This window comes from Streptomyces sp. TRM68367 (genome assembly GCF_014495685.1).
Classification (GTDB): domain Bacteria; phylum Actinomycetota; class Actinomycetes; order Streptomycetales; family Streptomycetaceae; genus Streptomyces.
In genome coordinates this window covers 69,633-94,978 of record NZ_JACTVI010000026.1, presented here as the reverse complement: position 1 = coordinate 94,978, position 25,346 = coordinate 69,633, and the positions used below count along the sequence as shown (strand labels likewise).

At 70.8% G+C, this 25,346-nt stretch carries 23 protein-coding genes; 14 read left to right on the top strand and 9 right to left on the bottom strand.

Annotated elements, in window-relative coordinates; genetic code table 11:
* Window positions 1–320 precede the first annotated feature (320 nt).
* A complete protein-coding gene (locus H8R17_RS19205; protein WP_187824433.1) occupies window positions 321–1,358 on the top strand; it encodes a LacI family DNA-binding transcriptional regulator in 1,038 nt (345 codons plus the stop codon).
* A 377-nt stretch (window positions 1,359–1,735) separates the two neighbouring features.
* On the opposite strand, the gene H8R17_RS19200 is transcribed toward H8R17_RS19205, so the two are convergent.
* The 9 genes from H8R17_RS19200 to H8R17_RS19160 all read right to left on the bottom strand — a co-directional run bounded on the left by H8R17_RS19200 (window position 1,736) and on the right by H8R17_RS19160 (window position 9,927).
* The gene (locus H8R17_RS19200; protein WP_187824434.1) at window positions 1,736–2,953 is read right to left on the bottom strand and encodes a TerD family protein; all 1,218 of its coding nucleotides are present in this window, start codon (window positions 2,951–2,953) and stop codon (window positions 1,736–1,738) included.
* A 62-nt stretch (window positions 2,954–3,015) separates the two neighbouring features.
* Window positions 3,016–3,237, bottom strand: a complete 222-nt coding sequence (locus tag H8R17_RS19195; RefSeq protein WP_187824432.1) for a hypothetical protein — start codon at window positions 3,235–3,237, stop codon at window positions 3,016–3,018.
* A 78-nt stretch (window positions 3,238–3,315) separates the two neighbouring features.
* Window positions 3,316–3,636: a hypothetical protein gene (locus tag H8R17_RS19190; protein WP_187824431.1), complete on the bottom strand. Its 321-nt coding sequence runs from the start codon at window positions 3,634–3,636 to the stop codon at window positions 3,316–3,318.
* 117 nt (window positions 3,637–3,753) lie between these two features.
* Window positions 3,754–4,743: a zinc-dependent alcohol dehydrogenase family protein gene (locus H8R17_RS19185; protein ID WP_187824430.1), complete on the bottom strand. Its 990-nt coding sequence runs from the start codon at window positions 4,741–4,743 to the stop codon at window positions 3,754–3,756.
* Complete coding sequence (locus H8R17_RS19180; RefSeq protein WP_187824429.1) at window positions 4,740–5,588, bottom strand: carbohydrate ABC transporter permease; 849 nt, start codon at window positions 5,586–5,588, stop codon at window positions 4,740–4,742. The genes H8R17_RS19185 and H8R17_RS19180 overlap by 4 nt, the downstream gene beginning before the upstream one ends.
* The gene (locus H8R17_RS19175) at window positions 5,585–6,523 is read right to left on the bottom strand and encodes a carbohydrate ABC transporter permease (RefSeq protein WP_187824428.1); all 939 of its coding nucleotides are present in this window, start codon (window positions 6,521–6,523) and stop codon (window positions 5,585–5,587) included. Before H8R17_RS19175 ends, H8R17_RS19180 begins: the two co-directional genes overlap by 4 nt.
* The gene (locus H8R17_RS19170; RefSeq protein WP_187824427.1) at window positions 6,520–7,890 is read right to left on the bottom strand and encodes a sugar ABC transporter substrate-binding protein; all 1,371 of its coding nucleotides are present in this window, start codon (window positions 7,888–7,890) and stop codon (window positions 6,520–6,522) included. Before H8R17_RS19170 ends, H8R17_RS19175 begins: the two co-directional genes overlap by 4 nt.
* A gap of 106 nt (window positions 7,891–7,996) precedes the next feature.
* The gene (locus H8R17_RS19165) at window positions 7,997–8,776 is read right to left on the bottom strand and encodes a DeoR/GlpR family DNA-binding transcription regulator (RefSeq protein ID WP_187824426.1); all 780 of its coding nucleotides are present in this window, start codon (window positions 8,774–8,776) and stop codon (window positions 7,997–7,999) included.
* Between the two features lie 341 nt (window positions 8,777–9,117).
* Window positions 9,118–9,927: an NAD(P)-dependent oxidoreductase gene (locus H8R17_RS19160; protein WP_187824425.1), complete on the bottom strand. Its 810-nt coding sequence runs from the start codon at window positions 9,925–9,927 to the stop codon at window positions 9,118–9,120.
* Window positions 9,928–10,150: 223 nt separating this feature from the next.
* On the opposite strand from H8R17_RS19160, the gene H8R17_RS19155 reads away from it, so the two are divergent.
* From H8R17_RS19155 to H8R17_RS19095, 13 genes are all read left to right on the top strand, one after another.
* Window positions 10,151–11,092: a 5-dehydro-4-deoxyglucarate dehydratase gene (locus H8R17_RS19155; protein ID WP_187824424.1), complete on the top strand. Its 942-nt coding sequence runs from the start codon at window positions 10,151–10,153 to the stop codon at window positions 11,090–11,092.
* Window positions 11,089–12,252 carry a hypothetical protein gene (locus H8R17_RS19150; RefSeq protein ID WP_187824423.1) on the top strand — a complete coding sequence of 388 codons (1,164 nt, stop codon included), beginning with the start codon at window positions 11,089–11,091 and terminating at the stop codon, window positions 12,250–12,252. Before H8R17_RS19155 ends, H8R17_RS19150 begins: the two co-directional genes overlap by 4 nt.
* 83 nt (window positions 12,253–12,335) lie before the next feature.
* Window positions 12,336–12,938, top strand: a complete 603-nt coding sequence (locus H8R17_RS19145) for a TIGR03086 family metal-binding protein (RefSeq protein WP_187824422.1) — start codon at window positions 12,336–12,338, stop codon at window positions 12,936–12,938.
* A 199-nt stretch (window positions 12,939–13,137) separates the two neighbouring features.
* Window positions 13,138–13,806 carry a GntR family transcriptional regulator gene (locus tag H8R17_RS19140; RefSeq protein ID WP_187824421.1) on the top strand — a complete coding sequence of 223 codons (669 nt, stop codon included), beginning with the start codon at window positions 13,138–13,140 and terminating at the stop codon, window positions 13,804–13,806.
* Window positions 13,803–14,711, top strand: a complete 909-nt coding sequence (locus tag H8R17_RS19135; protein ID WP_187824420.1) for a dihydrodipicolinate synthase family protein — start codon at window positions 13,803–13,805, stop codon at window positions 14,709–14,711. Before H8R17_RS19140 ends, H8R17_RS19135 begins: the two co-directional genes overlap by 4 nt.
* Window positions 14,708–16,441: an L-arabinonate dehydratase gene (gene araD / locus H8R17_RS19130; RefSeq protein WP_187824419.1), complete on the top strand. Its 1,734-nt coding sequence runs from the start codon at window positions 14,708–14,710 to the stop codon at window positions 16,439–16,441. Before H8R17_RS19135 ends, araD begins: the two co-directional genes overlap by 4 nt.
* A 139-nt stretch (window positions 16,442–16,580) precedes the next feature.
* Window positions 16,581–17,513, top strand: a complete 933-nt coding sequence (locus H8R17_RS19125) for a carbohydrate ABC transporter permease (protein WP_187824418.1) — start codon at window positions 16,581–16,583, stop codon at window positions 17,511–17,513.
* The gene (locus H8R17_RS19120; RefSeq protein ID WP_187824417.1) at window positions 17,510–18,406 is read left to right on the top strand and encodes a carbohydrate ABC transporter permease; all 897 of its coding nucleotides are present in this window, start codon (window positions 17,510–17,512) and stop codon (window positions 18,404–18,406) included. Before H8R17_RS19125 ends, H8R17_RS19120 begins: the two co-directional genes overlap by 4 nt.
* The gene (locus H8R17_RS19115; protein WP_187824416.1) at window positions 18,403–19,710 is read left to right on the top strand and encodes a polysaccharide lyase family 1 protein; all 1,308 of its coding nucleotides are present in this window, start codon (window positions 18,403–18,405) and stop codon (window positions 19,708–19,710) included. Before H8R17_RS19120 ends, H8R17_RS19115 begins: the two co-directional genes overlap by 4 nt.
* Entirely contained in the window at window positions 19,707–20,870 is a 1,164-nt protein-coding gene (locus H8R17_RS19110) for a Gfo/Idh/MocA family protein (RefSeq protein WP_187824415.1), read from the top strand. The genes H8R17_RS19115 and H8R17_RS19110 overlap by 4 nt, the downstream gene beginning before the upstream one ends.
* Entirely contained in the window at window positions 20,867–21,712 is an 846-nt protein-coding gene (locus H8R17_RS19105) for a PmoA family protein (protein WP_187824414.1), read from the top strand. Before H8R17_RS19110 ends, H8R17_RS19105 begins: the two co-directional genes overlap by 4 nt.
* Window positions 21,709–23,301 carry a glycoside hydrolase 43 family protein gene (locus tag H8R17_RS19100; RefSeq protein ID WP_187824413.1) on the top strand — a complete coding sequence of 531 codons (1,593 nt, stop codon included), beginning with the start codon at window positions 21,709–21,711 and terminating at the stop codon, window positions 23,299–23,301. Before H8R17_RS19105 ends, H8R17_RS19100 begins: the two co-directional genes overlap by 4 nt.
* 33 nt (window positions 23,302–23,334) lie before the next feature.
* On the top strand, window positions 23,335–25,320 hold the full coding sequence (locus H8R17_RS19095) for a pectinesterase family protein (protein ID WP_187824412.1): 1,986 nt from the start codon (window positions 23,335–23,337) through the stop codon (window positions 25,318–25,320).
* The last annotated feature ends 26 nt before the right edge of the window (window positions 25,321–25,346 follow it).

Genomic DNA, 25,346 nt, shown 5'->3' with positions numbered 1-25,346 from the left:
CAGTTCACCACCCACGATGCACGCATCAAACTGCGTCACCTTTATCCCAAATATTAGCCGCGACAGTCTACTAGTGCCCCGGCAGGCAACGTTTGTCCGTCAAGGAGCGGCGTCCGGTGCGTGCTCTCGGCGTGCCGGCCGGAAGCCCTCGTACTGGACGTACTTGGGCTTTCGGCCGGTGCGGCGAGAGGGCGTGCCGGGCGTCGCGACGGGGCGAACGTTGCCTGCCGGGGCACTAGCCGAGCCTCGCAGGTCGGAGCGGTCCCCGCGCGGAGCCGATTCCTGCCGGGGGTGATCCCCGCCGGGATACAGTGCACCCCGTGTGGTCGGACAACCAACAGCGGGAGCCGCAGGACGGCGCGCCCGACGGCCCCCGGCGCAGGGCCACGATTCACGATGTCGCCCGGCTGGCCGGGGTGTCACGGCAGACGGTTTCGCGGGCGGTCAACGACAAGGGGGAGATCGACCCCGCGACGAAGGAACGGGTGCTGGAGGCGGCGCGGCTGCTGGACTACCGGCCGAGCCGGTTCGCGCGCGGGCTCGTCCGCAAGGGCACGGTGACGGTGGGCCTGGTGATCCCGGACCTGAAGAATCCGTTCTTCCCCGAGGTGGCCGCTGGTGTGCTGGAGGCGGCCGAGCAGCGCGGCTGGCAGGTGGTCGTGTGGGACTCACGGATAGACGAGGCCCGGGAGCGTGAGGCGCTCGACGTGCTCTCCCACCAGGCGGACGCGGTCGTGGGCTACTTCAAGGACCCGGACGACGTGCTCACCCAGCACCTCGGGGGCATGCCGCTGGTGCTGCTGGAGCGCGGCCCGCAGCAGACCGGGTTCGCCGCCGTGGGCATCGACGCCGCCGCCGGAGTCGCGCAGGGCATCGCCCATCTCCTCGACGCCGGGCACCGTCGGATCGGCATGCTGGACGGCGTGCACGGGCCCGGACCTCGCAGGCTGGCCTTCCTGGAGCAGGTCCGGCGGCACGGACTGCCCGTCGACGAGAGCTGGATCGCGATGTGCGCCGAGCACAGCGTGGCGGGCGGCGAGGCGGGCATGGATCAACTCCTCGACGCACAGCCCGAGATCACTGCGGTCTTCGCCTTCAACGACCTGATCGCGATCGGGGCGGTACGGGCCGCCCGCCGCCGGGGCAGACGCGTACCGGAGGACCTGGCCGTCCTGGGCTTCGACGGACTCGCGCTGGGCGAGCTGGTGGAGCCCGCACTGACCACCCTGCACATCGACAAACGGCAGCTCGGGCGGCTGGCCGTCGAGCAGGTGGCCCGGCTGCGGGCGGGGGAGGAGCCGATGAACGGCACCGAGGCGTCGGTGGTGCCCGAGCTGGTGGTGCGGGCCTCCGCCTGAGTCCGCCCGCGGAGCCGCAGCGCCTCAACACATCGGCTGTGCAGGTCCCTTGGCACTGGTTTTCGGACCCCCCGATACTCAACGCCAACGCCAACGCCAACGCCAACGCTCACGTGAACGCTCACGCCCCCCCAACTTCCCCCAGGAACGGGCGCCCGGCAAACCGTACCTGGTGAGCAACATCGGCAACGTCTTCCAACTGGCCATGCTGCAGAGCCCCAAACAGTTGGGCAAGCAACCCCCTGACCGCCCCAGGTCCAAGCCGGGAGACCCGCCCCGGCTTGGGCCGCTCCACGGACGGCGGCCGCTTGGCGTAGACCAAGGGCATTGGAAAGGGCGGCCGAAGACCGCCCTTCACCTCTATGGCCTGCCGTTCTCTACAACGCCTGGGCCGCCGGCTTCACCATGCCGCGGACCGTGCGGGACTTGACGAAGTCGCCCATCGCTGTCATGTCCCACTCGCCGGAGAACTGGCGGATCAGCTTGGCCATCATCACGCCCGTCTGCGCCTCGGCGTTGGTGAGGTCGAAGCGGACCAGTTCCTCGCCGGTCGTGGCGTCCAGGAGGCGGCAGTAGGCCTTGGCGACCTCGGTGAACTTCTGGCCGGAGAAGGAGTTGACCGTGAAGACCAGGCCCGTGACCTCCTGCGGGAGGCGGCCCAGGTCTACGGTGATCACCTCGTCGTCGCCGCCGCCCTCGCCGGTGAGGTTGTCGCCGGAGTGCCGGATCGCCCCGCCGACGATCTGGAGCTTGCCGAAGTAGCAGCTGTCGATGTGGTTGCGCTGCGGGCCGTAGGCGATGACCGAGGCGTCCAGGTCGATGTCCTTGCCGCGGTACGCCGGCTCCCAGCCGAGGCCCATCTTGACCGACGCGAGCAGCGGGCGGCCGCCCTTGACGAGGGAGACCGTCTGGTTCTTCTGGAGGCTGACCCGGCCCTTGTCGAGGTTGATCTTCCCGGTGCCCGGAGCGGCGGCGGGCGGCGCCGGGGGCGCGGCGGGGGCTGGGGGAGCCTGCGGGGTGGACAGGGGCGGGGCCGGCGGGGCGACCGGCGGCTGCATCGTGGCCGGCGGCGGGGTGGCAGCCGGCTGGGCCGGGGTCGCCGGTTCCTCCACCGTCACGCCGAAGTCGGTGGCGATGCCCGCCAGGCCGTTGGCGTACCCCTGGCCGACCGCGCGGGCCTTCCACTGGCCGCCCCGCAGGTAGATCTCGACGATCACCAGTGCCGTCTCGGCGCCGAGCTGCGGGGGCGTGAACGTGGCCAGGACGCTGCTGTCGTCGGCGTTGCGGATCGTGGCCGTCGGTTCGACGCCCTGGAAGGTCTGGCCCGCGGCGTCCGGGCTCGCGGTGACGATGATCTTCTCGATGCCCGGCGGGACGGCGGCCGTGTCGACCGTGATCGCGTCGGGGGCGGTGCCGCCGCCCGAGCGGTACGTCACGCCCGGGCCCGTCGGCTGGTTGTAGAAGATGAAGTCGTCGTCGGAGCGCACCTTGCCGTCGGCGGTGAGCAGCAGGCCCGATACGTCGAGCCGCACCGGGGCGGCGACGTCCACCGTCACGCGGGCGGCGGAGAGAGGGATGTTCGAGCCGGGGGTCATAGCTGTCATGCCGGGTGAACGATCGAGCCCGCTTTACCGTTCCCTTACTGAGGCCAATCGGCTCAGCGCCGGCTGCGTGGATGGGTGCGGGCCGTTCGTTCGTTGCCGCGCTTGTGGTTTCCGGTCCAGCGGGCCATGACGAGTTGGGGGTCGGAGGTCTCGACCTCTGTGAGGAACTGTGCCGCGCGGGGGCCGTGGAGAGTGGTTGCGGGTCGGCCGTGGTGGGTGATGCGGACGGTGCCGTTCCCGTGTTCCTCGTAGCTGAATCCTTGGGGCCGGGGCATGCGGGGATCGTATGGGTGCGGGGTGGCGCACCCAAGGGGTTTTCGCCCGCCGCCAAGGCACTGCAGGGGTGCCAGGAGCTACGTCTGCTGCTGGTGCGCCGACCGTCGACGTGCGCGTAGGACGAGCATGACTACGGTCGCCATGCCCAGGACGACGAATCCGAGCGCCCCGGCCACTCCGGCTTCGAACGGCGGGCCGGAGATCGGCACGACGAGGGTCTCACCGGAAGTCGTTGTCACTTCACAACCCCGCCCGGTGATCGTGGCGCCGTTGAAGTCCGGATGCAACTGTCCCTCCAGGCACTGTTTTGCCTTGAGGCCGGCCGCCACCCCCCAGACGAACAGACCGCCGCAGAGCAGCATCCCGACAGGCAGGACTCTGCCGATCGCCAGTTTCATGGCAAGAACCTTCCCGTCCGCAGGCACGACCGCAGCATACGGTTGCGGGGCTGCCGGCAGGCCAGGCCGATCTCGTCGAACCGGCCTGACCGGCCCTGACAGGCCGGCGAAAACCCCCTACGGCACCACCACGATCTTGCGGCCCACCCCCGCCGCGAACTGGTCCAGTGCCTGGGGGTAGCGGTCCAGTGGAATGCGGTCGCTGATGAAGATGTCGGGGTTCAGGACGCCGTTCGCGAAGAGCTCCGCCGCCCGTTCGAAGCTGTGCAGGACCGCCATCGAACCCGTGATGGTGATCTCCTGGTTGTAGATGCGGTACGGGTCGATCGTCACGCGCGTCGCGTAGTCGGCGACGCCGAACTGGAGGAACGTGCCCGCCTTCGCCACCCTCTCCAGGCCGTCCTGGATCGCCGCCGCGTTGCCCGTCGCGTCGATCACTAGGTCCCAGCCCTGGGGGCGGTCCAGTTCGTCCGGGTTGGCCGCCGATGCCGAGACGCCCAGGCGGCGGGCGGTTTCCAGGCGGGAGGGGTTGATGTCCACCACGTCCACGCTCGCGGCGCCCGTGCGCTTGGCCAGCTCCAGCATCATCAGGCCCATCGTCCCGGAGCCGTAGATCAGGACGTGGGCGCCGAGGCGGGACTGGAGGACGTCGTAGCCGCGTACCGCGCAGGACAGGGGTTCCACCAGGGCGGCGTCCTCGGTGCGGACGTGGTCCGGGAGCTTCACGCAGTTCGCCACGGGGGCCACCGCGTAGCGGGCGGCGCCGCCCGCCGTCGTCACGCCGATCGCCGCCCAGCGTTCGCAGAGGTTGTTGTGGCCGGTTCGGCAGTAGCGGCACTCGTAGCAGTACAGGGACGGGTCGACCGCCACCCGGTCACCGGCCGACAGCTCCATGACCCGGGTGCCGACGCCGACCACCTCGCCCGCGAACTCGTGCCCGGGGACGATCGGGAGCTTCGGCGCGAACTCGCCCTGGAGGATGTGCAGATCCGTGCCGCACAGGCCGCACGCTGCCACCTCGACGACGACCTCGCGGGGGCCCGGGGCCGGGTCCGGGACCTCGGACACGACAGCCTTGCCCACGGACTCGATGACGGCGGCCTTCATTTCACGGCTCCCAGCGACAGGCCCTGGACGAGTTTGTCCTGGGCGGCGAACCCCGCGGCGAGCACCGGCAGGGAGATGACGAGCGACGCGGCGCACACCTTCGCCAGGAACAGGCCCTGGCTGGTGATGAAGCCGGTCAGGAAGACGGGGGCGGTCTCCGCGACCACACCGGTGAGTACTCGGGCGAAGAGAAGTTCGTTCCAGCTGAAGATGAAGCAGATCAGGGCCGTTGCCGCGATGCCCGGGAGGGCCATGGGGGCCACGATGCGCGCGAGGACCGTGGGCAGCCTGGCCCCGTCCACGCGTGCCGCCTCGATCACCGCGACCGGGATCTCGGCCAGGAAGGACTGCATCATCCACACCGCGATCGGCAGGTTCATGGAGGTGTAGAGGATGACCAGCAGCCAGATGTTGTCCAGCATCCCGGTGTTCCTGGCGAAGAGGTAGATCGGCAGCAGGCCGGCCACCACCGGCAGCATCTTCGTCGACAGGAAGAAGAACAGGACGTCCGTCCATTTGCGGACCCGGTTGATCGACAGTGCGTACGCCGCCGGGAGGGCCAACAGCAGCACGAGCAGCGTCGACGCCACCGAGGCCACCATCGAGTTGATCAGGGACGGCCAGGGGCTCGCGCCGCCGCCCGCGCCGAAGAACTCGCGGTAGCCGTCCAGTGTCAGGGCGGCCCCGAAGGAGGGCGGGTTGGTCGCCGCGTCCGCCTCCGAGTGGAAGGAGGTCAGCGCCATCCATGCGATGGGCAGGAAGAACAGGATCCCGAGCAGCCAGGCCACCAGGCCCAGGCCCGCACCCTTGCGACGACCGCGGACTCGTACGGCGATGGTGCTCATGCGCGGGACACCTCCTCGCGGAACAGGGACGACACCACGCGCAGGGCGAAGATCGCGATGATGATCGAGCCGATGACGACCAGGACGCCCGCGGCCGAGGCGAGGCCGTTCTCGTGGGCCTGGTAGAAGCTCTGGTAGACGGTGTAGGGGAGGTTGGCGGTGCCGAGGCCGCCGGACGTGATCGTGAAGACCGCGTCGAAGTTCTGGACGATGTAGATCGAGCCGAGCAGGGCGCCGAGTTCGAGGTAGCGGCGCAGGTGCGGGAGCGTCAGGTAGCGGAAGACCTGCCAGTCGCCGGCGCCGTCGACGCGGGCCGCCTCGATCTGCTCGTGGTCCCGGCTCTGCAGGCCGGCGAGCAGGATCAGCATCATGAACGGCGTCCACTGCCAGACCAGTGCGGCCTCGACCGCGAGCAGCGGGGCGCCCGAGATCCAGTCCGGCTGCGGTCCGCCGATGTAGTGCAACAGGCCGTTGAACAGGCCGTATTCGGGGTTGTAGAGGACGTGCTTCCACAGCAGTGCCGCCGCCACCGGGACCACGAGGAAGGGGGCGATCAGCAGAGTGCGGACCAGGCCCCGGCCACGGAACTTGCGGTCCAGGAGCAGGGCCAGGAGCAGGCCGATGACCAGGCTGGCCAGGACCACCCCGACCGTCAGCAGGACGGTCGTCCACACCGACTGGCGCAGGTCCGCGTCGGTCAGCACCTCGCGGTAGTTGTCGATGCCCGTGAAGTGGCGGGCGTCGGGGTAGAGGGAGTTCCAGTCGAAGAAGGAGATCACCAGCGTGGCCACGAAGGGCAGCTGAGTGACGACGATCATGAAGATCAGGGCGGGGAGGAGCGGGGCCCGGGTGGCCCAGGCGCGCAGCCGGGCCGAGGGCTGGTGGGTCCTCCGCACGGGAGGTGCGGCCACGGGGGCCGTCGTTGTCGCGGTCATCGTCCCTCGTACTCCTCGGAGATCTTCTCGGCCAGCGCTTGCGACTTCCTCAGGGCCGAGTCGACGGACTGGCGTCCGGCGATGGCCGCGCTGATCTCCTGCGAGACCTTGGTGCCGAGGTCGGTGAACTCGGGGATGCCGACGAACTGGATGCCGGGCGCGGGGCGCGGCTGCACCCCCGGGTCGTTCGGCCGGGCGCCCTCGATGGCCTCCTTGGTCATCTCCTGGAAGGCGGCGGCCTCCTTGCGGTAGGCGGGGTTCGTGTACGTCGACGCGCGCTTGCCGGCCGGGACGTTGGACCAGCCGATCTGGTCGCCGACCAGTTGCTCGTACTGCTTGCTGGACGCCCAGGAGACGAACTTCCAGGCCTTGTCGGGGTTGCGGGAGGCGTCCTGGATGCCCCAGGCCCAGGTGTAGAGCCAGCCGGAGGACTTGGTCTTCTCGACAGGGGCGGGGGCGTAGCCGAGCTTGCCCCTGACCGGGGAGTCGGCCGCCTCCAGGGAGCCGGCCGCCGATGTGGCGTCGTACCACATGGCGACCTTGCCCTGGGTCATGTTGTTCAGGCACTCGGCGAAGCCGGACTGGGCGGCGCCGGACTCGCCGTGCTCGCGGACCAGGTCGACATAGAACTTCGTCGCCTTCTCGAACTCGGGGGAGTTGAGCCGTGCCTTCCAGTCCTTGTCGAACCAGGTGCCGCCGAAGGTGTTCACGACCGTGGTCAGCGGTGCCATCAGCTCCCCCCAGCCGGGCAGGCCGCGCAGGCAGATGCCCTTCATGCCGGGCTCGGCCCCGTCGACCTTGGCGGCCAGGTCGGCGACCTGCTGCCAGGTGGGGTGGGCGGGCATCGTCAGGCCTTCCTTGGCGAACACGTCCTTGCGGTACATGAGGAAGGACGACTCGCCGTAGAAGGGCTGGCCGTAGAGCTTGCCGTCCTCGGCGGTCAGCGACTCGCGCATCGGCTTGAGGATGTCCTGTTCGTCGTACGCCGGGTCCTTGGCGACGTAGGAGTTCATCTCGTGCAGCCAGCCGTTGCGGGCGTAGATCGGTATCTCGTAGTTGGACAGCGTGGCCACGTCGTACTGGCCGGCCTGGTTGGCGAAGTCCTGGCTGATCTTGTCGCGGACGTCGTTCTCGGGCAGGACGGTGAAGTTGACCTTGATGCCGGTCTCTTCGGTGAAGCGAGGGGCGAGCTTCTGCAGTTCGACCATCTGGGGGTTGTTGACCATGAGGACATTGATGGCGTTGCCGCCGGATCCTGCCCCGCCCGCCCCGACCCAGCAGCCGGAGAGCAGCGGGGCGAGCAGCGTCCCTGCGGCGGCCGCGGCGAGCGTGGCTCGCGGCGGTCGTCGTCGGCTCTGGGTTCGCATGGATCGCTCCTGGACGTGATGGGGGACGTATGAGGAAATACGGGGCGTCAAAGGGTGTGGGTGGGGCCTGGGGGTGAGTTTGTTTTTCAGACCGGGAGTTTGATCTTCAGACCCGGATGACCTGCGGCCCCAGCAATGAATAGCGGTGGGCTTCGGCCGCCGGGAGCAGGGTGCTCGTGACGATCGTCTCCAGCGCGCCGACCTCGGCGAACCGGCAGAAGCTGACCGCCCCGAACTTGTTGTGGGCGCCCGTGAACACCGCACGGCGCGCGGCCCGGACGGCCTGCGTCTTGACCTCGCTGACTGCCGGGTCGGGCGTGGTCAGGCCGTGTTCGCGGGAGATGCCGTTGGCACCGACGTAGGCCAGGTCGATGACGAAGCCGGCCAGCATCTTCGTCGTCCAGTGGTCGACGGTGGCGAGCGTGCCGGGGCGGACCCGGCCGCCGAGCAGCAGCACGGTGGTGTGCTCGGCCTCGGCGAGCGCGCCGGCCACCGGCAGGGACGCGGTGACCACGGTCAGCGTCCGGTCGCGGGGGAGTGCCTCGGCGATGAGCTGCGGGGTGAAGCCCTCGTCGACGAAGACCGTCTCGGCGTCCCCGAGCAACTCGGCCGCCGCTGCGGCGATCCGGCGCTTCTCGGGCACGTGGCTGGTGGCGCGGAAGGCGAGCGTGGTCTCGAAGGCGGCGCTCTCCACGGGGTAGGCGCCGCCGTGGGTGCGGCGGACCAGGCCGTGGTCCTCCAGGGCGCGCAGATCCCGCCGTACGGTCTCCTTGGCCACGCCCAGCCGGGCGGCGAGCGCGGTGACGTCGACCGCGCCGGTGGCGCGGGCGAGCTGCACGATCTCGCGCTGGCGTTCTTCCGCCGTCCTCGCGGTGTCCGACGCCATCGCCGACGCCTCCTTCCCGGCCTCGTTGCCCGTTCGGGCCCGGTGGGGCCCATGGAGGAAGTTCTACAGCGGGGGCGCGGCACTGACCAGGTCTGTTGCGGGATCGATGGTGCCCGCTTGTGCCCGTTCGACGGGGCGCGCGCCCGCTGCGGACCTGGGCGGTCGCAGGCCGGAGGCGTGCACCGGGCAGTGGCCGTGCCCGAATACGGGAGCGGGCGGGCCCGTTCGGTGCCCGCCCGCCCCCGCGGGAGTCGGTTTTCCGCCGCATCGGTGCGGCTGTTGTGGCGCCGTCGCGGTACGGCGACGGCCGTTTTCCTCCGTCGCGGTACGTCAGGGCGAGGTCAGTACGGCCAGATCGGCGGGTCGGTGACGAAGTGGCCGCCCACGTAGGCGTGCGCCTCGTTCTCCGGATCCAGCTCGCCCTGCTCGGCGATCAGCTTCTCGGCGTACGGCTCGGAGTCGTCCTGCGGCTCGTAGCCGAGGGATCGCGCGGTCGTGAGGTCCCACCACAGCCGGGTGTTGGCGGAGGAGCCGTAGACGACGGTGTGGCCGACGTGCTCGGCGGTCAGGGCAGCGTGGAAGAGGCGGGCGCCGTCGGCGGGGCTCATCCACACCGAGAGCATGCGCACGCTGGTGGGCTCGGGGAAGCAGGAGCCGATGCGCACGGAGACGGTCTCCAGACCGTACTTGTCCCAGTAGAGCTGGGCGAGGTCCTCACCGAAGGACTTGGACAGGCCGTAGAAGGTGTCCGGGCGGCGCGGGGTGTCGATGGGGATGAGCGGTTCGTCGCCCTGTGGGCGCGGGGTGTAGCCGACGGCGTGGTTGGAGGAGGCGAAGACGATGCGCTCGATGCCCTCCTCGCGGGCGGCCTCGTACAGGTTGTAGGTGCCCTCGATGTTCGCCTTGAGGATCTTCTCGAACGGGGCTTCCAGGGAGATGCCCGCGAGGTGGATGATCGCGTCGACGCCCCGCACGGCCTCGCGCACGGCGTCCTTGTCGGTGAGGTCCGCGGCGATCGCGTCCGGCTCTCCCTCGACCGGGCGCAGGTCGAGCAGCCGCAGCTCGTAGCCGTGGTCGGGGAGCAGGTCCCGCATCAGGGTGCCGAGCCCGCCGGCGGCGCCGGTGAGCAGAACGGTGCGGGGAGCGGGCATCCTCGGGTCTCCTTGAATCCAGCAACCGTGCAGGTGGGCGCACGGCATTCATATTCGTGGACACGCTATGGAGCCGGAGTGTGGTGCGTCAAGTGTGCCGCGGAAGCGGGAATCCGCTGGCGAGATGCGCCCCGGTGCGCTTGACCCGCCTTAATGCAGGCCTTTAGCGTGAGGGCGTTCAGAAATGTAGACGCAGATCATGAATATGGAACCGGGAGCGCCCGTGACGTCAGCCCCTCTCGCCGCTCGGCTCAGCATCCCCAGCGGGCCGCTGTTCTTCCCCGTCACGGCGTACGGCCCGGACGGCGCGGTCGACCTGGACGTGTACCGCACCCATGTGCGCCGCGGGGTCGAGGCGGGGGCCGCCGCCGTGTTCGCCTGCTGCGGCACCGGCGAGTTCCACGCGCTCGCGCCCGAGGAGTTCCAGGACTGCGTCCGGGTGGCCGTCGAGGAGACCGCCGGACGGGTGCCGGTGATCGCGGGCGCCGGATACGGCACCGCGCTCGCCGTGCGCTACGCGCGCCTCGCCGACGAGGCAGGCGCCGACGGGTTGCTCGCCATGCCGCCGTACCTCGTCGTCGCCGGGCAGGAGGGGCTGGTACGGCACTACCGGGAGGTGGCCGCCGCGACCGGCCTGCCCGTGATCGTCTACCAGCGCGACAACGCCGTGTTCACCCCCGAGACCGTGGCCGAGCTGGCCCGCACGGACGGGATCATCGGCCTCAAGGACGGGCTCGGCGACCTCGACCTCATGCAGCGCATCATCAGCGCCGTACGCACCGGGACCGACGGCGACTTCCTGTACTTCAACGGCCTGCCCACCGCCGAGCAGACCCAGCTCGCCTACCACGCCCTCGGCGTCACCCTCTACTCCTCCGCCGTGTTCTGCTTCGCCCCCGAGATCGCCCTCGCCTTCTACGAGGCCCTCAAGACCGGCGACGACACCACCACGCACCGCCTGCTGGACGGCTTCTACCGGCCGTTCGTCGAGCTGCGCGCGCAGGGCCGCGGCTACGCCGTCGCCCTCGTCAAGGCCGGCGTACGGCTGCGCGGGCTCGATGTGGGGGAGGTGCGCGCACCGCTGCACGAGCCGAGCGAGGATCATGTCAAGCAGCTCGCTCAGGTGATCGAGCGTGGGTATGCGCTGTTGGAGGAGGACAAGTGAAGGCGTCGACGTTCGTCTATCCCTGGGACGTCATCGGTGACCCGGAGGCACCCGCACGGATCGCCGCACTGGGCGTGGCACAGGTGACGCTGGCCGCCGCCTACCACTCCACGCGCGCGCTCACCCCCCGCCACCCGCGCCACCGCATCGTCACCGCCGAGCACGCCGCCGTGCTGTACCCCATGGACGACCGCTGGGCGGGCCGGGAACTGCGCCCCTACCCGGCCGGCGACTGGGCACCCGGCGACGCCTTCGGCGAGGCCGCCGCGGCCCTCGCGGACGCGGGCCTGGAGGTGCACACCTGGGTGGTGCTCGCGCACAACTCCCGCCTGGGCGGCGAGCACCCGGACACCTCGGTCGTCAACGCCTACGGCGACCGCTACCCGTGGGCGCCGTGCATCGCGCAGCCCGCCACGCGCGCGTACCTGACCGGCCTGGCGGCGGAGGCGGCCGTACGGCCCGGAGCGCGCGGCACCGAGCTGGAGTCCCTGGGTTGGTACGGCCTGACGCATCTGCACGCCCACGACAAGACCGGCGGGGTCGGTCTCGGGGACGCCGGGCAGTACCTGATGGCGCTGTGCTTCTGCCCCGCCTGCCGGGAGGGGTACGGCGCGCAGGGTCTCGACGCCGACGAGCTGGCCGCCGCCGTACGGGCCGCGCTGGAGCCGGTGTGGCAGGGGGCGCCCTCCGACGGGGGCTGGGCGGGCGTCGAGAAGCTCCTCGGGGAGCCGACGGCGGCCGCCACGCGCGCGTGGCGCGACGAAACGGCCCGTACGCTCCAGGAGGCGGCGGTCACGGCCGTGCGTGCCGCGGCACCCGACGGCTTCCAGGTGCTGCTGCACGCGGACCCGGTGTCGTACCACGTCGGCGCCAACCCCGGCGTCGACCCCGCGCACATCCTTTCCGTCGCGGACGGCGTGGTCGTGCCCTGCGCCGGTGGCCCGGGACTGCTGAAGCCCTTTGCGCAGGCACGGGAGGACGCCGTGATCGCCGCCAACTTCCCCGTCGTCTCCGGTATGGGCGGCAGCCCCGGAACGCTCGCCGCGGACGCCGTACGTGCGCGCGACCTCGGCGCCACGCAGCTGCGGCTGTACCACGCCGGGCTGGCGTCGGACGGCGATCTGGAAGCGGTGACGGAGGCTTTGCGCCGGGTGGGGTGAGCCCGGGGCCGCCGCCGTCGCCGGCAGTGCGATGAGTTTCGTTACGGCCGACGGTCCACCCCTTGACGCGAAAGGAGCCGAGCATGACTGACACGACACGTCCGACCGTCGACCTCGGACCGCAGACCAGGATCGTCGCGCGCCTCGCGGCGGGCGTGACCGACGAGCAGCTGGGCGGCGTGACGCCGTGCCCGGAGTACGCCGTGCATCATGTGCTCGGCCATCTGCTCGGGCTGGCCGTCGCCTTCCGGGACGCCGGGCGCAAGGAGCTGGGCGCGACCACCGACACCAGCCCGGACAGCGCCCTGCCGGACCTCGGCCCCGGCTGGCGCGAGGAACTGCCCAAGGTGCTCGACGAGCTCGCCGACGCGTGGCGCGACCCGAAGGCGTGGACCGGCATGACCCGCGCGGGCGGCGTGGACCTGCCCGGCGACGTCGCCGGTGCCGTCGCCGCCGACGAGCTGGTGATCCACGGCTGGGACCTGGCCCGCGCGACCGGCCAGGAGTACACGCCCGACCCGGCAGCGCTCCAGGCGTCGTACGGCCTGCTGTCGGCCGCCGCCGAGGAGGCCGAGCGCGACGCAGGCATGTTCGGCGCCGTCGTCCCGGTCCCGCCCGGCGCCCCGCTCCTGGAGCGCGCGGTCGGCCTCAGCGGTCGCGACCCCGGCTGGACGCCGTCCGCGTAATCGCAGGCAGAGGGCCGGCCCCGGACACCTTCGCCGCACGGCGGAGGCGTCCGGGGCCGGCCCGTGTCTGCGGGGCAACCACAAGTTCCTTTGTCAGAAGCATTGACGAAACACAGGGGCGCTCCTACCTTCAACGAGTCGTACTTCGTACGTCATATATGAGACGCGATACGCGAGATCCCATATCCGAGAGGCGCGCATGACCTCTGTGCCCACGCCGATCCCCTCCCGCACGCAGTTCGTGCTGGAGGAGATCAAACGACGCATCCTCACCGGGCAGTTGACTCCGGGTCAGGCCCTGGTCGAGACCGAGCTCGCCGCACAGTTCGGGGTGTCCAAGACCCCGGTGCGGGAGGCGCTCAAGACCCTGGCCGGCACCGGGCTGGTCATGATGAGCCAGTACAGGGGCGTCACGGTGCGCATGGTGGACGCGGACATGGCGCGCGAGGTCTACGACGTACGGCTGCTGATGGAGCCCGAGGCACTCAAGCGCGCCGTGCGCCGCGGAGCCTCCCTCGACGCCGCACGTGACGCGCTGACCCGCGCCGACGCCGCCACCGACACCGCCGAACGGTCGCTCGCCAACCGGGAGTTCCACCGCGCCCTGTACCTGCCGTGCGGCAACCCGCTGCTCGGCCGGATGCTCGACGAGGTCCGGGACCAGGCGGCCCTCGTCTCCGCCGTCGCCTGGGCCGCCAACCCCTCCTGGGAGCGGGAGGCCAGCGAGCACCGGGACATCCTGCGGCTCGCCCTGGAGGGCGATGCGGACGGCGCGGCGCGCGCCCTGCACGCCCACATCGCGTCGTTCGTCGAGCGGGCCTTCCCGGAAGCGGAGACCGAGGCCCAGGGAGAGGACGGTCAGGCATGACTACGACGTTCGAGACCCAGCGGGCGGCCCTGGCCGACGTGGTGGCGATCCCGGTGACCCCGTTCGCCGCGGGCGGCTCCGTCGACCAGGACACCTACCGGGCCCTGCTGCGTCGTCTGCTCGACGGTGGGATCACGACCCTGACCCCCAACGGCAACACCGGCGAGTTCTACGCCCTGACCCCCGAGGAGCGCCGGCTCGTCACCGAGCTGACCGTCGACGAGGTGGGGGAGCGGGCCGCGATCCTCGTCGGGGTCGGACACGACGTGCTCACCGCCGTCGCCTCCGCGCGGCACGCCCGCGCGCTGGGCGCGCAGATGGTGATGGTCCACCAGCCCGTCCACCCGTACGTCTCCCAGGGCGGCTGGGTCGACTACCACCGCGCCATCGCCGAGGCCGTGCCCGAACTGGGCGTCGTGCCGTACATCCGCAACCCGCGCCTGACCGGCGTCCGCCTCGCCGAACTCGCCGACTCCTGCCCGAACGTCATCGGCGTGAAGTACGCCGTCCCGGACGCCGCCCGGTTCGCCGCGTTCGCGCGGGACGCGGGCCTTGAGCGGTTCGTGTGGGTGGCCGGGCTCGCCGAGCCGTACGCCCCCTCCTACTTCTCCGCGGGCGCCACCGGCTTCACCTCGGGGCTCGTGAACGTCGCCCCGGCCGTCTCACTGAACATGATCGAAGCGCTCCGGTCGGGCGACTACCCGGCCGCCATGAAGGTCTGGGAGCAGATCCGCCGCTTCGAGGAGCTGCGTGCCGCGGACGGTTCCGCCAACAACGTCACCGTCGTCAAGGAGGCCCTCGCCTCGCTCGGGCTGTGCCTCCGCGAGGTGCGCCCGCCGAGCAAGCCGCTGCCCGAGAGCGAGCGCGCCGAGGTCGCCGCCATCGCCTCCGGGTGGTCCATATGAACGCGCCGGAAAAGCGCCCCGAAGAGCTCAGAAGCCACCAGTGGTACGGGACCGACGGGCTGCGCTCCTTCAGCCACCGCGCCCGCACCCGCCAGCTCGGCTATCTGCCCGAGGAACACCTGGGCAAGCCGGTCATCGCGATCCTCAACACCTGGTCCGACATCAACCCCTGCCACGTCCACCTGCGCGAGCGCGCGCAGGCCGTGAAGCGCGGAGTGTGGCAGGCCGGGGGCTTCCCGCTCGAGTTCCCGGTCTCCACGCTCAGCGAGACCTTCCAGAAGCCCACCCCGATGCTCTACCGCAACATGCTCGCGATGGAGACCGAGGAGCTGCTGCGCTCGTACCCGGTCGACGGGGCGGTGCTGATGGGCGGCTGCGACAAGTCCACGCCCGCCCTGCTCATGGGGGCCGCGTCCGTGAACCTGCCGGCCGTGTTCGTCCCGGCCGGGCCCATGCTGCCGGGCCACTGGCGGGGCGAGGTCCTCGGCTCCGGCACCGACATGTGGAAGTACTGGGACGACAAGCGGGCCGGCGCCATCGGCGACTGCGAGATGCAGGAACTGGAGAGCGGCCTGGCCCGTTCGCCCGGCCACTGCATGACGATGGGGACGGCCTCCACACTGACCGCCGCCGCCGAAGCCCTCGGCGTGACCGTGCCGGGCGCCTCCAGCATCCCGGCCGTCGACTCCGGGCACGACCGGATGGCCGCCAAGGCGGGCAGGACGAGCGTCGACCTGGTCCACCGGGACCGGAAGCTGAACGACATCCTCACCGCCGACGCCTTCGACGACGCGGTGACGACCGTCCTCGGCCTCGGCGGCTCCACCAACGCCGTCATCCACCTGATCGCCATGGCGGGCCGCGCGGGCGTCCGGCTCAGCCTGGACGACTTCGACCGCATCGCCCGCACGGTCCCGGTGCTGGCCAACGTCCGGCCCGGCGGCCAGACGTACCTGATGGAGGACTTCCACTTCGCGGGCGGCCTGCCCGGGTTCCTGTCCCGGATCTCGGACCTGCTGCACCTGGACCGGCCCACCGTCTCGTACGACACGCTGCGCGAGCAGATCGCCGGCGCGCAGGTGCACAACGACGACGTCATCCGGCCCCGGGACACCCCGGTCGCGAGCGAGGGCGGGGTCGCCGTCCTGCGCGGCAACCTCTGCCCGGACGGCGCCGTCATCAAGCACATCGCCGCCGAGCAGCGCCTGCTCAAGCACACCGGTCCCGCGGTCGTCTTCGACGACTACAGGACCATGCAGCGCACCATCAACGACCCGGAGCTGGGCATCACCCCCGACCACGTGCTCGTGCTGCGGGGCGCCGGTCCCAAGGGCGGTCCGGGCATGCCCGAGTACGGGATGCTGCCCCTGCCGGACTACCTGCTCAAGCAGGGCGTGCGGGACATGGTGCGGATCTCCGACGCCCGGATGAGCGGCACCAGTTACGGCGCGTGCGTCCTGCACGTGGCGCCCGAGTCGTACGTCGGCGGACCGCTCGCGCTGGTGCGCACGGGCGACTCGATCACCCTGGACGTCGGGTCGCGCACCCTTCGACTCAACGTGGACGACGAGGAGTTGGAGCGGCGCAGGGCGCAGTGGGCCCCGCCGCCCACGCAGTACGAGCGTGGCTACGGCGCGCTCTACAACGAGCAGATCACCCAGGCCGACACCGGCTGCGACTTCGAGTTCCTTGCCCGGCCGGGCAAGGTGCAGGACCCGTACGCGGGCTGACCCCCACGGCCGTAACTCTCCCTGGCCGTCGCACGACCGCACGGAAAGCGCTTCACCCCAGAGGGAGCACCGAGAGATCACCGAGAGAGCACCAAGCAAGCACGACGCACGCACGACGCACGAGAACGGAGAACAGGTCATGGCCCAAGCCGCAGCCGTGGCGAAACCGCCCGCGCCACCCCGGCGGCGCCGTGCCTCCGCCACACCGCGCAGGCTCCCGTACCTGCTGATCGCTCCGGCGGCCCTGCTGATGCTGGGCTTCATCGCGTACCCGGTCATCAGCGTCTTCTACTACAGCCTGCAGAACTACAACCCCACCAAACCGTGGCGCAACGGCTACGCGGGCTTCGACAACTTCGTCCAGATCTTCACCAAGGACGACCTCTTCTACGACACCCTCGTCTTCAGCGCCAAGTGGGTCGTCGTCGAGGTCGGACTCCAGTTGCTGTTCGGTCTCGCGCTGGCCCTCATCGTCAACCAGACCTTCGTGGGCCGCGGTCTGGGCCGCGCCATGGTCTTCTCGCCGTGGGCCGTCTCCGGCGTGCTGACCTCCGCGATCTGGGTGCTGCTGTACAACTCCCAGACGGGCATCACGCGTTACCTCGCCGACATGGGCATCGGCTCCTACGGCACCAGCTTGCTGTCGGACACCTCCACCGTGTTCTCGGCGGCGGTCGTCGCCGACCTGTGGCGCGGTGTGCCGTTCTTCGCGATCCTCATCCTCGCCGACCTCCAGTCCGTCTCGAAGGACCTGTACGAGGCCGCTGAGGTGGACGGGGCGAGCCGGATCAAGCAGTTCTGGCACATCACGCTGCCGCACCTGAAGGACGCGATCATCCTGTCCACGCTGCTGCGCGCGGTGTGGGAGTTCAACAACGTCGACCTGCTCTACACGCTGACCGGCGGCGGACCGGCGGGCGTGACCACGACCCTGCCGCTGTACATCGCCAACACCTCCGTCGACGCGCACGACTTCGGCTACGCGTCGGCCCTGACCACGGTCGCGTTCGTGATCCTGCTCTTCTGCTCGATGGTCTATCTGCGGCTGAGCAAGTTCGGAGGCGAGAAGTGAGCGTCAAGGAAGCCACACAGGTGGCGCCCGCCCCCGCGCGCGTCACTCCCGAACCGCCGCGGCCGGCGAAGCGGCGCCGCGCCTGGGACGAGGCCCCCCGCTGGCAGATCTACCTGCCGCTGTCCCTCTACCTCGTCTTCACCCTGATCCCGTTCTACTGGATCCTGCTGTTCTCGCTGCGCCCCTCCGGTTCGACCTCGCTCGTGCCCTGGCCGATCACCTTCGAGCACTTCGAGAAGGTGTGGACGGAGCGGAGCTTCGGCACCTACTTCCAGAACAGTGTGCTCGTCGGCGTCGCCACCCTGGTCATGACGACGCTGGTCGCGCTGGCCGGCGGCTACGCCCTCGCCCGGTTCAACTTCAAGGTCAAGAACGCGTTCATGCTGGCCCTGCTGTGCTCGCAGTTCGTGCCGGGCGCGCTGTTGCTGGTCCCGCTGTTCGAGATCTTCGCCGAGCTCCAGATGATCAACTCGCTGGGCAGCGTCATCATCGCCGAGACGGTCTTCCAGCTGCCGCTGTCGATGATCCTGATCAGCAACTTCATCAAGAACGTGCCGTACTCCCTGGAGGAGGCGGCCTGGGTGGACGGCTGCAACCGGATGAAGGCCTTCCGGGTCGTCGTCCTGCCGCTGCTGCGGCCGGGTCTGATCGCCGTCGGCTCCTTCGCCTTCGTGCACTCCTGGAACCACTTCCTGTTCGCCCTGATGTTCCTCAACAACCAGGACAAGCAGACGATCCCGGTCGGCCTCAACACCCTGATGGGCGCGGACAGCGTGGACCTGGGCGCGCTCGCCGCGGGCGGCATCATCGCGGCCGTCCCCGTGGTGATCGTGTTCGCCTTCATCCAGAAGTGGCTGATCACCGGCTTCAGCGCTGGGGCGGTGAAGGGGTGAGAGCGGGAATTCAACTCGCGGTTGTCGCAGGGCTGTTGGGGCTCGCGCTCAGCACTCCGGCCGGCGCCGAGGCACGCGACATCGGCCGGGAGACCCTGGCGCCGGACGACGGCTGGGCCGCGGCCGACGGTGGTACCACGGGGGGTTCCGCCGCCGACGACGCCCACGTGTTCACGGTGACCGACCGGGCCGGGCTGGTCCGCGCCCTCGACGGCGGCAGCGACACCCCGAAGATCATCAAGATCGCCGGGACGATCGACGCCAACACCGACGACGACGGCGACCGCCTGGACTGCGCCGACTACGCCACCGACGGCTACAGCCTGCAGAAGTACCTGGCCGCCTACGACCCCCGCACCTGGGGCTCTGCCAAGCCCAGCGGCCCGCAGGAGGAAGCCCGCCGGGCGTCGGCGGCCAGGCAGGCGGAGCGAGTCGTGCTGCCCGTCGGCTCCAACACCACGATCGTCGGCCTGGGTGACTCCACAAACACAGCCGTCCTCAAGGGCGCCAGCCTCCGGGTCAAGGACGCGGACAATGTCATCATCCGCAACCTCGACATCCGGGACGCCTACGACTGCTTCCCGGTCTGGCAGCCCAACTCCGGCGGCCTCGGCGACTTCAAGACGGCCTACGACAACATCTGGCTGAGCGGCGCCACCCACGTGTGGGTCGACCACGTCACGCTCTCCGACAAGGGCCACCCGGACGAGAAGGAGCCCACCTACTTCGGCCGCAACTACCTGCGCCACGACGGGCTGCTGGACATCACAAACGCCTCCGACCTGGTCACCGTCTCCTGGAGCCGGCTCTCCGGCCATGACAAGGCGATGCTGATCGGCAGCAGCGACTCGGCCACCGGCGATCGCGGCAAGCTCCGGGTCACCCTGCACCACAACGCGTTCGAGTCCCTCGTCCAGCGCGCCCCGCGGGTCCGCTTCGGCCAGGTGCACCTCTACAACAACCGGTACGTCGTCCCGGACGACGCCCACGACTACCGCTACTCGATCGGCGTCGGCACCGAGTCGGCGATCCACGCCGAGAACAACGCCTTCACCACACCCGGCCACGTCGAGGTCGCCGACCTGGTCAAGAGCTGGAACGGCAGCGCCCTGCACCAGTCCGGCAGCCTCTTCAACGGCTATCCGGTCGACCTGCTCGCCATCTACAACGCCTACAACTCGGGCAGCGAGCGCGACCTGACGGCCGACGTGGGCTGGACACCCACCCTCCACGGAACGATCGACAGCGCCGCACGGGCCGACAAAGAGGTCGCACGCGGCGCGGGCTCGGGGAGGATCCCATGAGCACACCACTGCCCGTCGTCCTCGCCGGCGCGCGGGGCCACGGCCGCTGGCATCTCGCCAACATCCGCCGCCTCCAGGACAGGGGCCTGGTCCGCCTGGTCGGCATCTGCGAGCTGACACCGCTGACAGAGGAGGAGCTGAAGGGCCTGGGCAGGCCCGAGCAGTCCGCCGACTTCGGCGCCCTGCTGGAGTCCACCGGCGCCCGGATCGCCGTCATCTGCACGCCGATCCCGACCCACACCGACCTGGCGCTCACCGCCGCGGCCAAAGGCGTCCACATCCTGCTGGAGAAGCCCCCGGCGCCGTCGTACGCCGAGTTCCGGCGGATGGCCGACGGGGTCGCCGCGGCCGGGGTCGCCTGCCAGATCGGGTTCCAGTCGCTGGGCTCGCACGCCCTGCCCGCGATCCGGGAGCTGGTCGCGCAGGGGGCGATCGGCGAGCTGGTCGGGCTCGGCGGAGCCGGGGCCTGGGTGCGCGACGAGGACTACTTCCGGCGCGCGCCCTGGGCGGGCAAGCGCCGCCTGAACGGCGTCGACGTGATCGACGGGGCGCTGACCAACCCGCTCGCCCACGCCGTCGCCACCGCCCTCGCCCTGGGCGGCACCAGCCGCGCCGAGGACGTCGCCGCCATCGAGACCGAGCTGCTGCGCGCCAACGCCATCGAGTCCGACGACACCTCCTGCGTCCGCATCACCACCGTGCCGGGCCACCCGGTCACCGTCGCCGCGACGCTGTGCGCGGAGCGGGCGGACGAGCCGTACGTCCTCCTGCACGGCAGCAGCGGCCGGATCACCCTCTGGTACAAGCAGGACCGGGTGCTGCTCCAGCGCGCCGGGCACGGCCCGGAGGAGTACGAGTACGGCCGCACAGACCTGCTGGAGAACCTCGTCGCGCACCTCACCACCGGGGCCGGCCTGCTGGTCACCCCGGACGCGACCGGCGCCTTCATGAAGGTCGTGGAGGCGATCCGGCGGGCCCCCGACCCGGCCCCGCTGCCGGCGGGCACCTGGCACCGGATCCCCGCCGAGAACCGCAGGGTCGTCCACGGCATCGACGGACTTGTGGCGGCCGCCGCCGACACCCTCTCCCTCTACGCCGAGCTGGGCGCCCCCTGGGCACTGCCCGCCGAGCACCGTCAGAAAGCGGTGAGCGCCCGATGACCAGCAACGACACCGCAGTGCTGCGCGTCGCGGGCCGCCCGGTCGGCCGGTACGTCAGCCGGCCCGAGCTGCCCGTGCGGCTGTCTCCGCGCCCGTATCTGCACCCCGTCACCACCCTGGCCGGCACGGCCGTCACCGAGCTGAGCCCGGCCGACCACCTGCACCACCTCGGCGTCGGTGTCGCCGTTCCCGACGTCGAGGGGTTCAACTTCTGGGGCGGGCGCACCTACGTCCGCGACCAGGGCCCGACCGAGCTGGACAACCACGGCTCCCAGCGGCACGTCGCCTTCCAGCTGCGCGACCCCGACGGCTTCGTCGAGGAGCTGCGCTGGGTGGTCGCGGGAGCCGAGCTGCTGCGCGAGCGCCGCACGGTCGGGGCCACCGAACTCACCGAAACCGCCTGGGCGCTGGACCTCACCTTCTCCCTCACCAACGTCACCTCCGGACCACTGTCGATCGGCAGCCCGGCAACCAACGGCCGCCCCGGCGCGGCCTACGGCGGCTTCTTCTGGCGCGCCCGCAAGGAGGCGGCTGCCCCGGACGTGGTCACCGCCGGCACCGAAGGTGAGGCAGAGATCCACGGCAGGACCGCCGACTGGCTCGCCCTCACCGGCGCGACCTGGACCCTGGTCTTCGCCGGGGCCACGGACGCCACCCGAAGGGACCCGTGGTTCGTGCGCACCGCCGAATACCCCGGCGTCGGCTCGTCGCTCGCGTACGACGCACGGCTGCCGATCCCGCCCGGCGAGACCGTCGTGCGCCGCGTCGTCACCGTCGTCGCCGACGGCCGCCTCGACCGGGACGCGGCAGCCTCCCTGGTCCGCAAGGCGGTGAGCCCGTGACCGTCCCCGTCACCGCGCGGACCTACCGCAACCCGATCCTCGACGCCGACTGGTCCGACCCGGACGTCGTCCGCGTGGGCGACGACTTCTACCTCACCGCCTCCAGCTTCGGCCGCGCCCCCGGCCTGCCGCTGCTGCACTCCCGCGACCTGGTCAACTGGACCCTGGTCGGCCACGCCCTGGACCGCCTGGAACCGGCCGCCGCGTTCGCCAGGCCCCGCCACGACTGCGGCGTGTGGGCACCGTCCCTGCGCCATCACGACGACCGGTTCTGGATCTTCTGGGGCGACCCCGACCAGGGCATCTTCCAGATCAACGCCCCCTCCGTCCGCGGCCCCTGGACCCGCCCGCACCTGCTGAAGGAGGGCCGGGGCCTGATCGACCCCTGCCCCCTGTGGGACGACGAGACCGGCGAGGCCTACCTGGTGCACGCCTGGGCCAAGTCCCGCTCCGGCGTCAAGAACCGCCTGACCGGCCACCGCATGCACCCCGACGGCACGGGACTGCTCGACGAGGGCAAGGTGATCGTCGACGGCGACCGGATCCCCGGCTGGTTCACCCTGGAGGGCCCGAAGCTCTACCGGCACGACGGCTGGTTCTGGATCCTCGCCCCTGCCGGGAGCGTGGAGACCGGCTGGCAGGGCGCGTTCCGCTCCCGTGGCTTCTTCGGGCCGTACGAGGAGCGCATCGTCCTGGAGCAGAAGGACACCGACGTCAACGGACCGCACCAGGGTGGCTGGGTGCGCACCGCGTCCGGAGAGGACTGGTTCGTGCACTTCCAGCAGCGCGGCGCCTACGGCAGGGTCGTCCACCTCCAGCCGATGCGCTGGGGTGCGGACGGCTGGCCCGTGCTGGGCGCAGACGGCGCCCCCGTCGCCGTACACCAGCGGCCCGACCTGCCGCCGCAGCCGCCCGCCGCGCCCGCCACCGACGACAACTTCCCGGGCGGACGCTTCGGCCGCCAGTGGCAGTGGACGGCCAACCCTCCCGCACTCTCGGCTTCTCCCCCACTCTCGGCTTCGCTCGAGCGGGGGGACCCCCATGAGCGGGGGGACCCCCATGACGGCTGGGCCACCCAACACTCCGGCGACGGGCTGCGGCTGACCTGCGTCCGCTCGGCCGACGCGCACGACCTGCGCAAGCTGCCGAACGTGCTCACCCAGCGACTGCCCGGCACCCCGTGCGTGGTCGAGGTCGAGCTGCGGCTGGACAGCGAGGAGCCGGAGGCCCGCGCCGGACTCGCGGTGCTCGGGGACGCGTTCAGCTGGATCGGGCTCCAGCGGGGCGCGGACGGGGCGGTGCACCTCGTGCACCGGTTCGCCGAGGCAGTAGCCGAGCGGGAGCGGGCCGCCGACCATCCCGGGCTCGCGCCCGAGGGGCGGGCCCGGCTGCGGATCGAGATCGGCACCGGGGCGCGCTGCCACTTCAGTTACGACGTGGGGGAGGGGCTGCGCTCCTCGGGCCCGGTGTTCGCCGCCACCCCCTGGCGCTGGGTCGGCGCCCTGCTCGGCCTGTTCGCCCTCGCACCGGACGGGACGGGGCACGCGGGCACGGCCAGCTTCACGCAGTTCCGGATCGGACCGCTCTAACTCACTCCACCTGTAAGCCTGTTGGGAGTCGCAATGACGCACCTCCATGACAAGTGCCTGCCGAGGCCGGGCCGCGGCAAGGTCGCTGCCGCCGTGCTCGGCCTCGTGGCCGCACTGGGTCTCGGAACGATCGGCGAGGTCCACGCCGCGCCCGCCGAACCGGCCGCCGCACCGCCGGCGGACCGCTGGACCGACCGGCCGCACGGCTTCGCCTCGCTCGCCGGCGGCACCACCGGCGGGGCCGGCGGCAAGGTCGTCACCGTCACCGACCGGGCCGCGCTGGCCAGATACGCGGCGGCCGAGGAGCCGTACGTGATCCGGGTCAAGGGCTCGATCGCCGTCGAACCCTTCGGCTCGGACATCGTCGTGGGGTCGAACAAGACCCTCATCGGTGTGGGCGACACCGGCGAGATCGTGCACGGGGAGCTGCACCTCAACCCGGGCACCAGCAACGTCATCATCCGCAACCTGACGATCCGCGACAGCTACGTCGAGGGCGACTGGGACGGCAAGACCACCGACTTCGACGCCATCCAGATGGACACCGTCGACCACGTCTGGATCGACCACAACCGCTTCACGCACATGGGCGACGGGCTGCTCGACATCCGCAAGGACAGCCAGTACATCACCGTCTCCAACAACCAGTTCAGCAACCACAACAAGGCGCTCGGGATCGGCTGGACGACCAACGTCCAGACGCAGATCACCATCGACCACAACTGGTTCACGGGGACGAAGCAGCGCAATCCGTCGGCCGACAACTGTGCCTACGCGCACCTCTACAACAACTACTTCTCGGACCAGGTCGACGACGGCGATCCGCAGTGGACGTACGCCAGCTGGTCGCGCGGCCGGACCAGGATGGTCATCGAGAACAGCTACTACGACGGCGTCCAGCACCCCTACCAGGCCGATGCCACGGCCGAGTTGGTGCAGCGCGGATCGATCCTGAAGAACACCAGCGGGCGGCACGACGAGTGGGGCGACGCCTTCGACCCGCGGGAGTTCTACGACTACCGCCTCGACCCGGCCAGTGCTGTTCCCGCGCTGGTCAAGGGCTTCTCCGGCCCGCAGAAGCGGATCGGTACGACGCTGCACGTCCCGGCCGACTACCCGACGGTGCAGGCCGCCGTGGACGCCGTACCGAGCGGGAACGCGAGCCCCGTGACCATCGCGGTCGCGCCGGGCACCTACCGGGCGAAGGTCCACATCCCCTCGAACAAGCCGAACATCGTGCTGCAGGGGACTGGACAAGATCGGTCCGACACCGTCATCGTCTACGACACGCCCGCCGAGTACGGCGGCTCCACCGGAAGCGCCACCGTGCGGATCGACGCGCACGATGTCACCGCGCGCAACCTCACCTTCAGCAACGACTTCGACGAGGCCGCGCACGAGCTGAACGGCGAGCAGGCGCTGGCGATGAAGACGAACGGCGACCGGATCGTCTTCGAGAACACCGCCTTCCTGGGCAACCAGGACACCCTGATGACCAACAGCCCCTCCCTGACCACCGTCAGCCGGGTCTACATCCGCGACTCCTACATCGAGGGCGACGTCGACTTCGTCTACGGACGCGCGACCACCGTCATCGAGCGCTCCGTGATCCGCGCCCTCAGCCGCGGCTCCGCCACCAACAACGGCTACATCACCGCCGCGTCGACCTGGAAGGACAACCCCTACGGATTCCTGATCACCGACTCCAGGATCGTGAGTGACGCACCGGCCGGGTCCTTCCACCTGGGGCGGCCGTGGCACCCGGGCGGCGAACCCGACGCGATCGCCCAGGTGCTGATCCGGAACACCGAGCTGCCCGCCGCGATCAAGGCCTCGCCCTGGACCGACATGAGCGGCTTCTCGTGGCGGGACGCGCGGTTCGCCGAGTACGGGAACCACGGGCTGGGCGCGGCCGTCACCGCGGACCGGCCGCAGATGAGCGACGAGGAGGCACGGACCCACACCGTCGCCGACTACCTCCAGGGCTCCGACGGCTGGAAGCCGTACGCCCGCCACTGAGCCCGAGGGCTCCCTTCCGCCCCCCA

What these genes read in the sequence shown, in the direction of transcription:
- araD (WP_187824419.1), top strand. Translation starts at nt 14,708, where the DNA reads ATGAACGCGCCGGAAAAGCGCCCCGAAGAGCTCAGAAGCCACCAGTGG.
- H8R17_RS19200 (WP_187824434.1), bottom strand. Translation starts at nt 2,953, where the DNA reads ATGACCCCCGGCTCGAACATCCCTCTCTCCGCCGCCCGCGTGACGGTG.
- H8R17_RS19165 (WP_187824426.1), bottom strand. Translation starts at nt 8,776, where the DNA reads ATGGCGTCGGACACCGCGAGGACGGCGGAAGAACGCCAGCGCGAGATC.
- H8R17_RS19170 (WP_187824427.1), bottom strand. Translation starts at nt 7,890, where the DNA reads ATGCGAACCCAGAGCCGACGACGACCGCCGCGAGCCACGCTCGCCGCG.
- H8R17_RS19135 (WP_187824420.1), top strand. Translation starts at nt 13,803, where the DNA reads ATGACTACGACGTTCGAGACCCAGCGGGCGGCCCTGGCCGACGTGGTG.
- H8R17_RS19095 (WP_187824412.1), top strand. Translation starts at nt 23,335, where the DNA reads ATGACGCACCTCCATGACAAGTGCCTGCCGAGGCCGGGCCGCGGCAAG.
- H8R17_RS19185 (WP_187824430.1), bottom strand. Translation starts at nt 4,743, where the DNA reads ATGAAGGCCGCCGTCATCGAGTCCGTGGGCAAGGCTGTCGTGTCCGAG.
- H8R17_RS19180 (WP_187824429.1), bottom strand. Translation starts at nt 5,588, where the DNA reads ATGAGCACCATCGCCGTACGAGTCCGCGGTCGTCGCAAGGGTGCGGGC.
- H8R17_RS19105 (WP_187824414.1), top strand. Translation starts at nt 20,867, where the DNA reads ATGACCAGCAACGACACCGCAGTGCTGCGCGTCGCGGGCCGCCCGGTC.
- H8R17_RS19175 (WP_187824428.1), bottom strand. Translation starts at nt 6,523, where the DNA reads ATGACCGCGACAACGACGGCCCCCGTGGCCGCACCTCCCGTGCGGAGG.
- H8R17_RS19145 (WP_187824422.1), top strand. Translation starts at nt 12,336, where the DNA reads ATGACTGACACGACACGTCCGACCGTCGACCTCGGACCGCAGACCAGG.
- H8R17_RS19125 (WP_187824418.1), top strand. Translation starts at nt 16,581, where the DNA reads ATGGCCCAAGCCGCAGCCGTGGCGAAACCGCCCGCGCCACCCCGGCGG.
- H8R17_RS19160 (WP_187824425.1), bottom strand. Translation starts at nt 9,927, where the DNA reads ATGCCCGCTCCCCGCACCGTTCTGCTCACCGGCGCCGCCGGCGGGCTC.
- H8R17_RS19195 (WP_187824432.1), bottom strand. Translation starts at nt 3,237, where the DNA reads ATGCCCCGGCCCCAAGGATTCAGCTACGAGGAACACGGGAACGGCACC.
- H8R17_RS19140 (WP_187824421.1), top strand. Translation starts at nt 13,138, where the DNA reads ATGACCTCTGTGCCCACGCCGATCCCCTCCCGCACGCAGTTCGTGCTG.
- H8R17_RS19190 (WP_187824431.1), bottom strand. Translation starts at nt 3,636, where the DNA reads ATGAAACTGGCGATCGGCAGAGTCCTGCCTGTCGGGATGCTGCTCTGC.
- H8R17_RS19110 (WP_187824415.1), top strand. Translation starts at nt 19,707, where the DNA reads ATGAGCACACCACTGCCCGTCGTCCTCGCCGGCGCGCGGGGCCACGGC.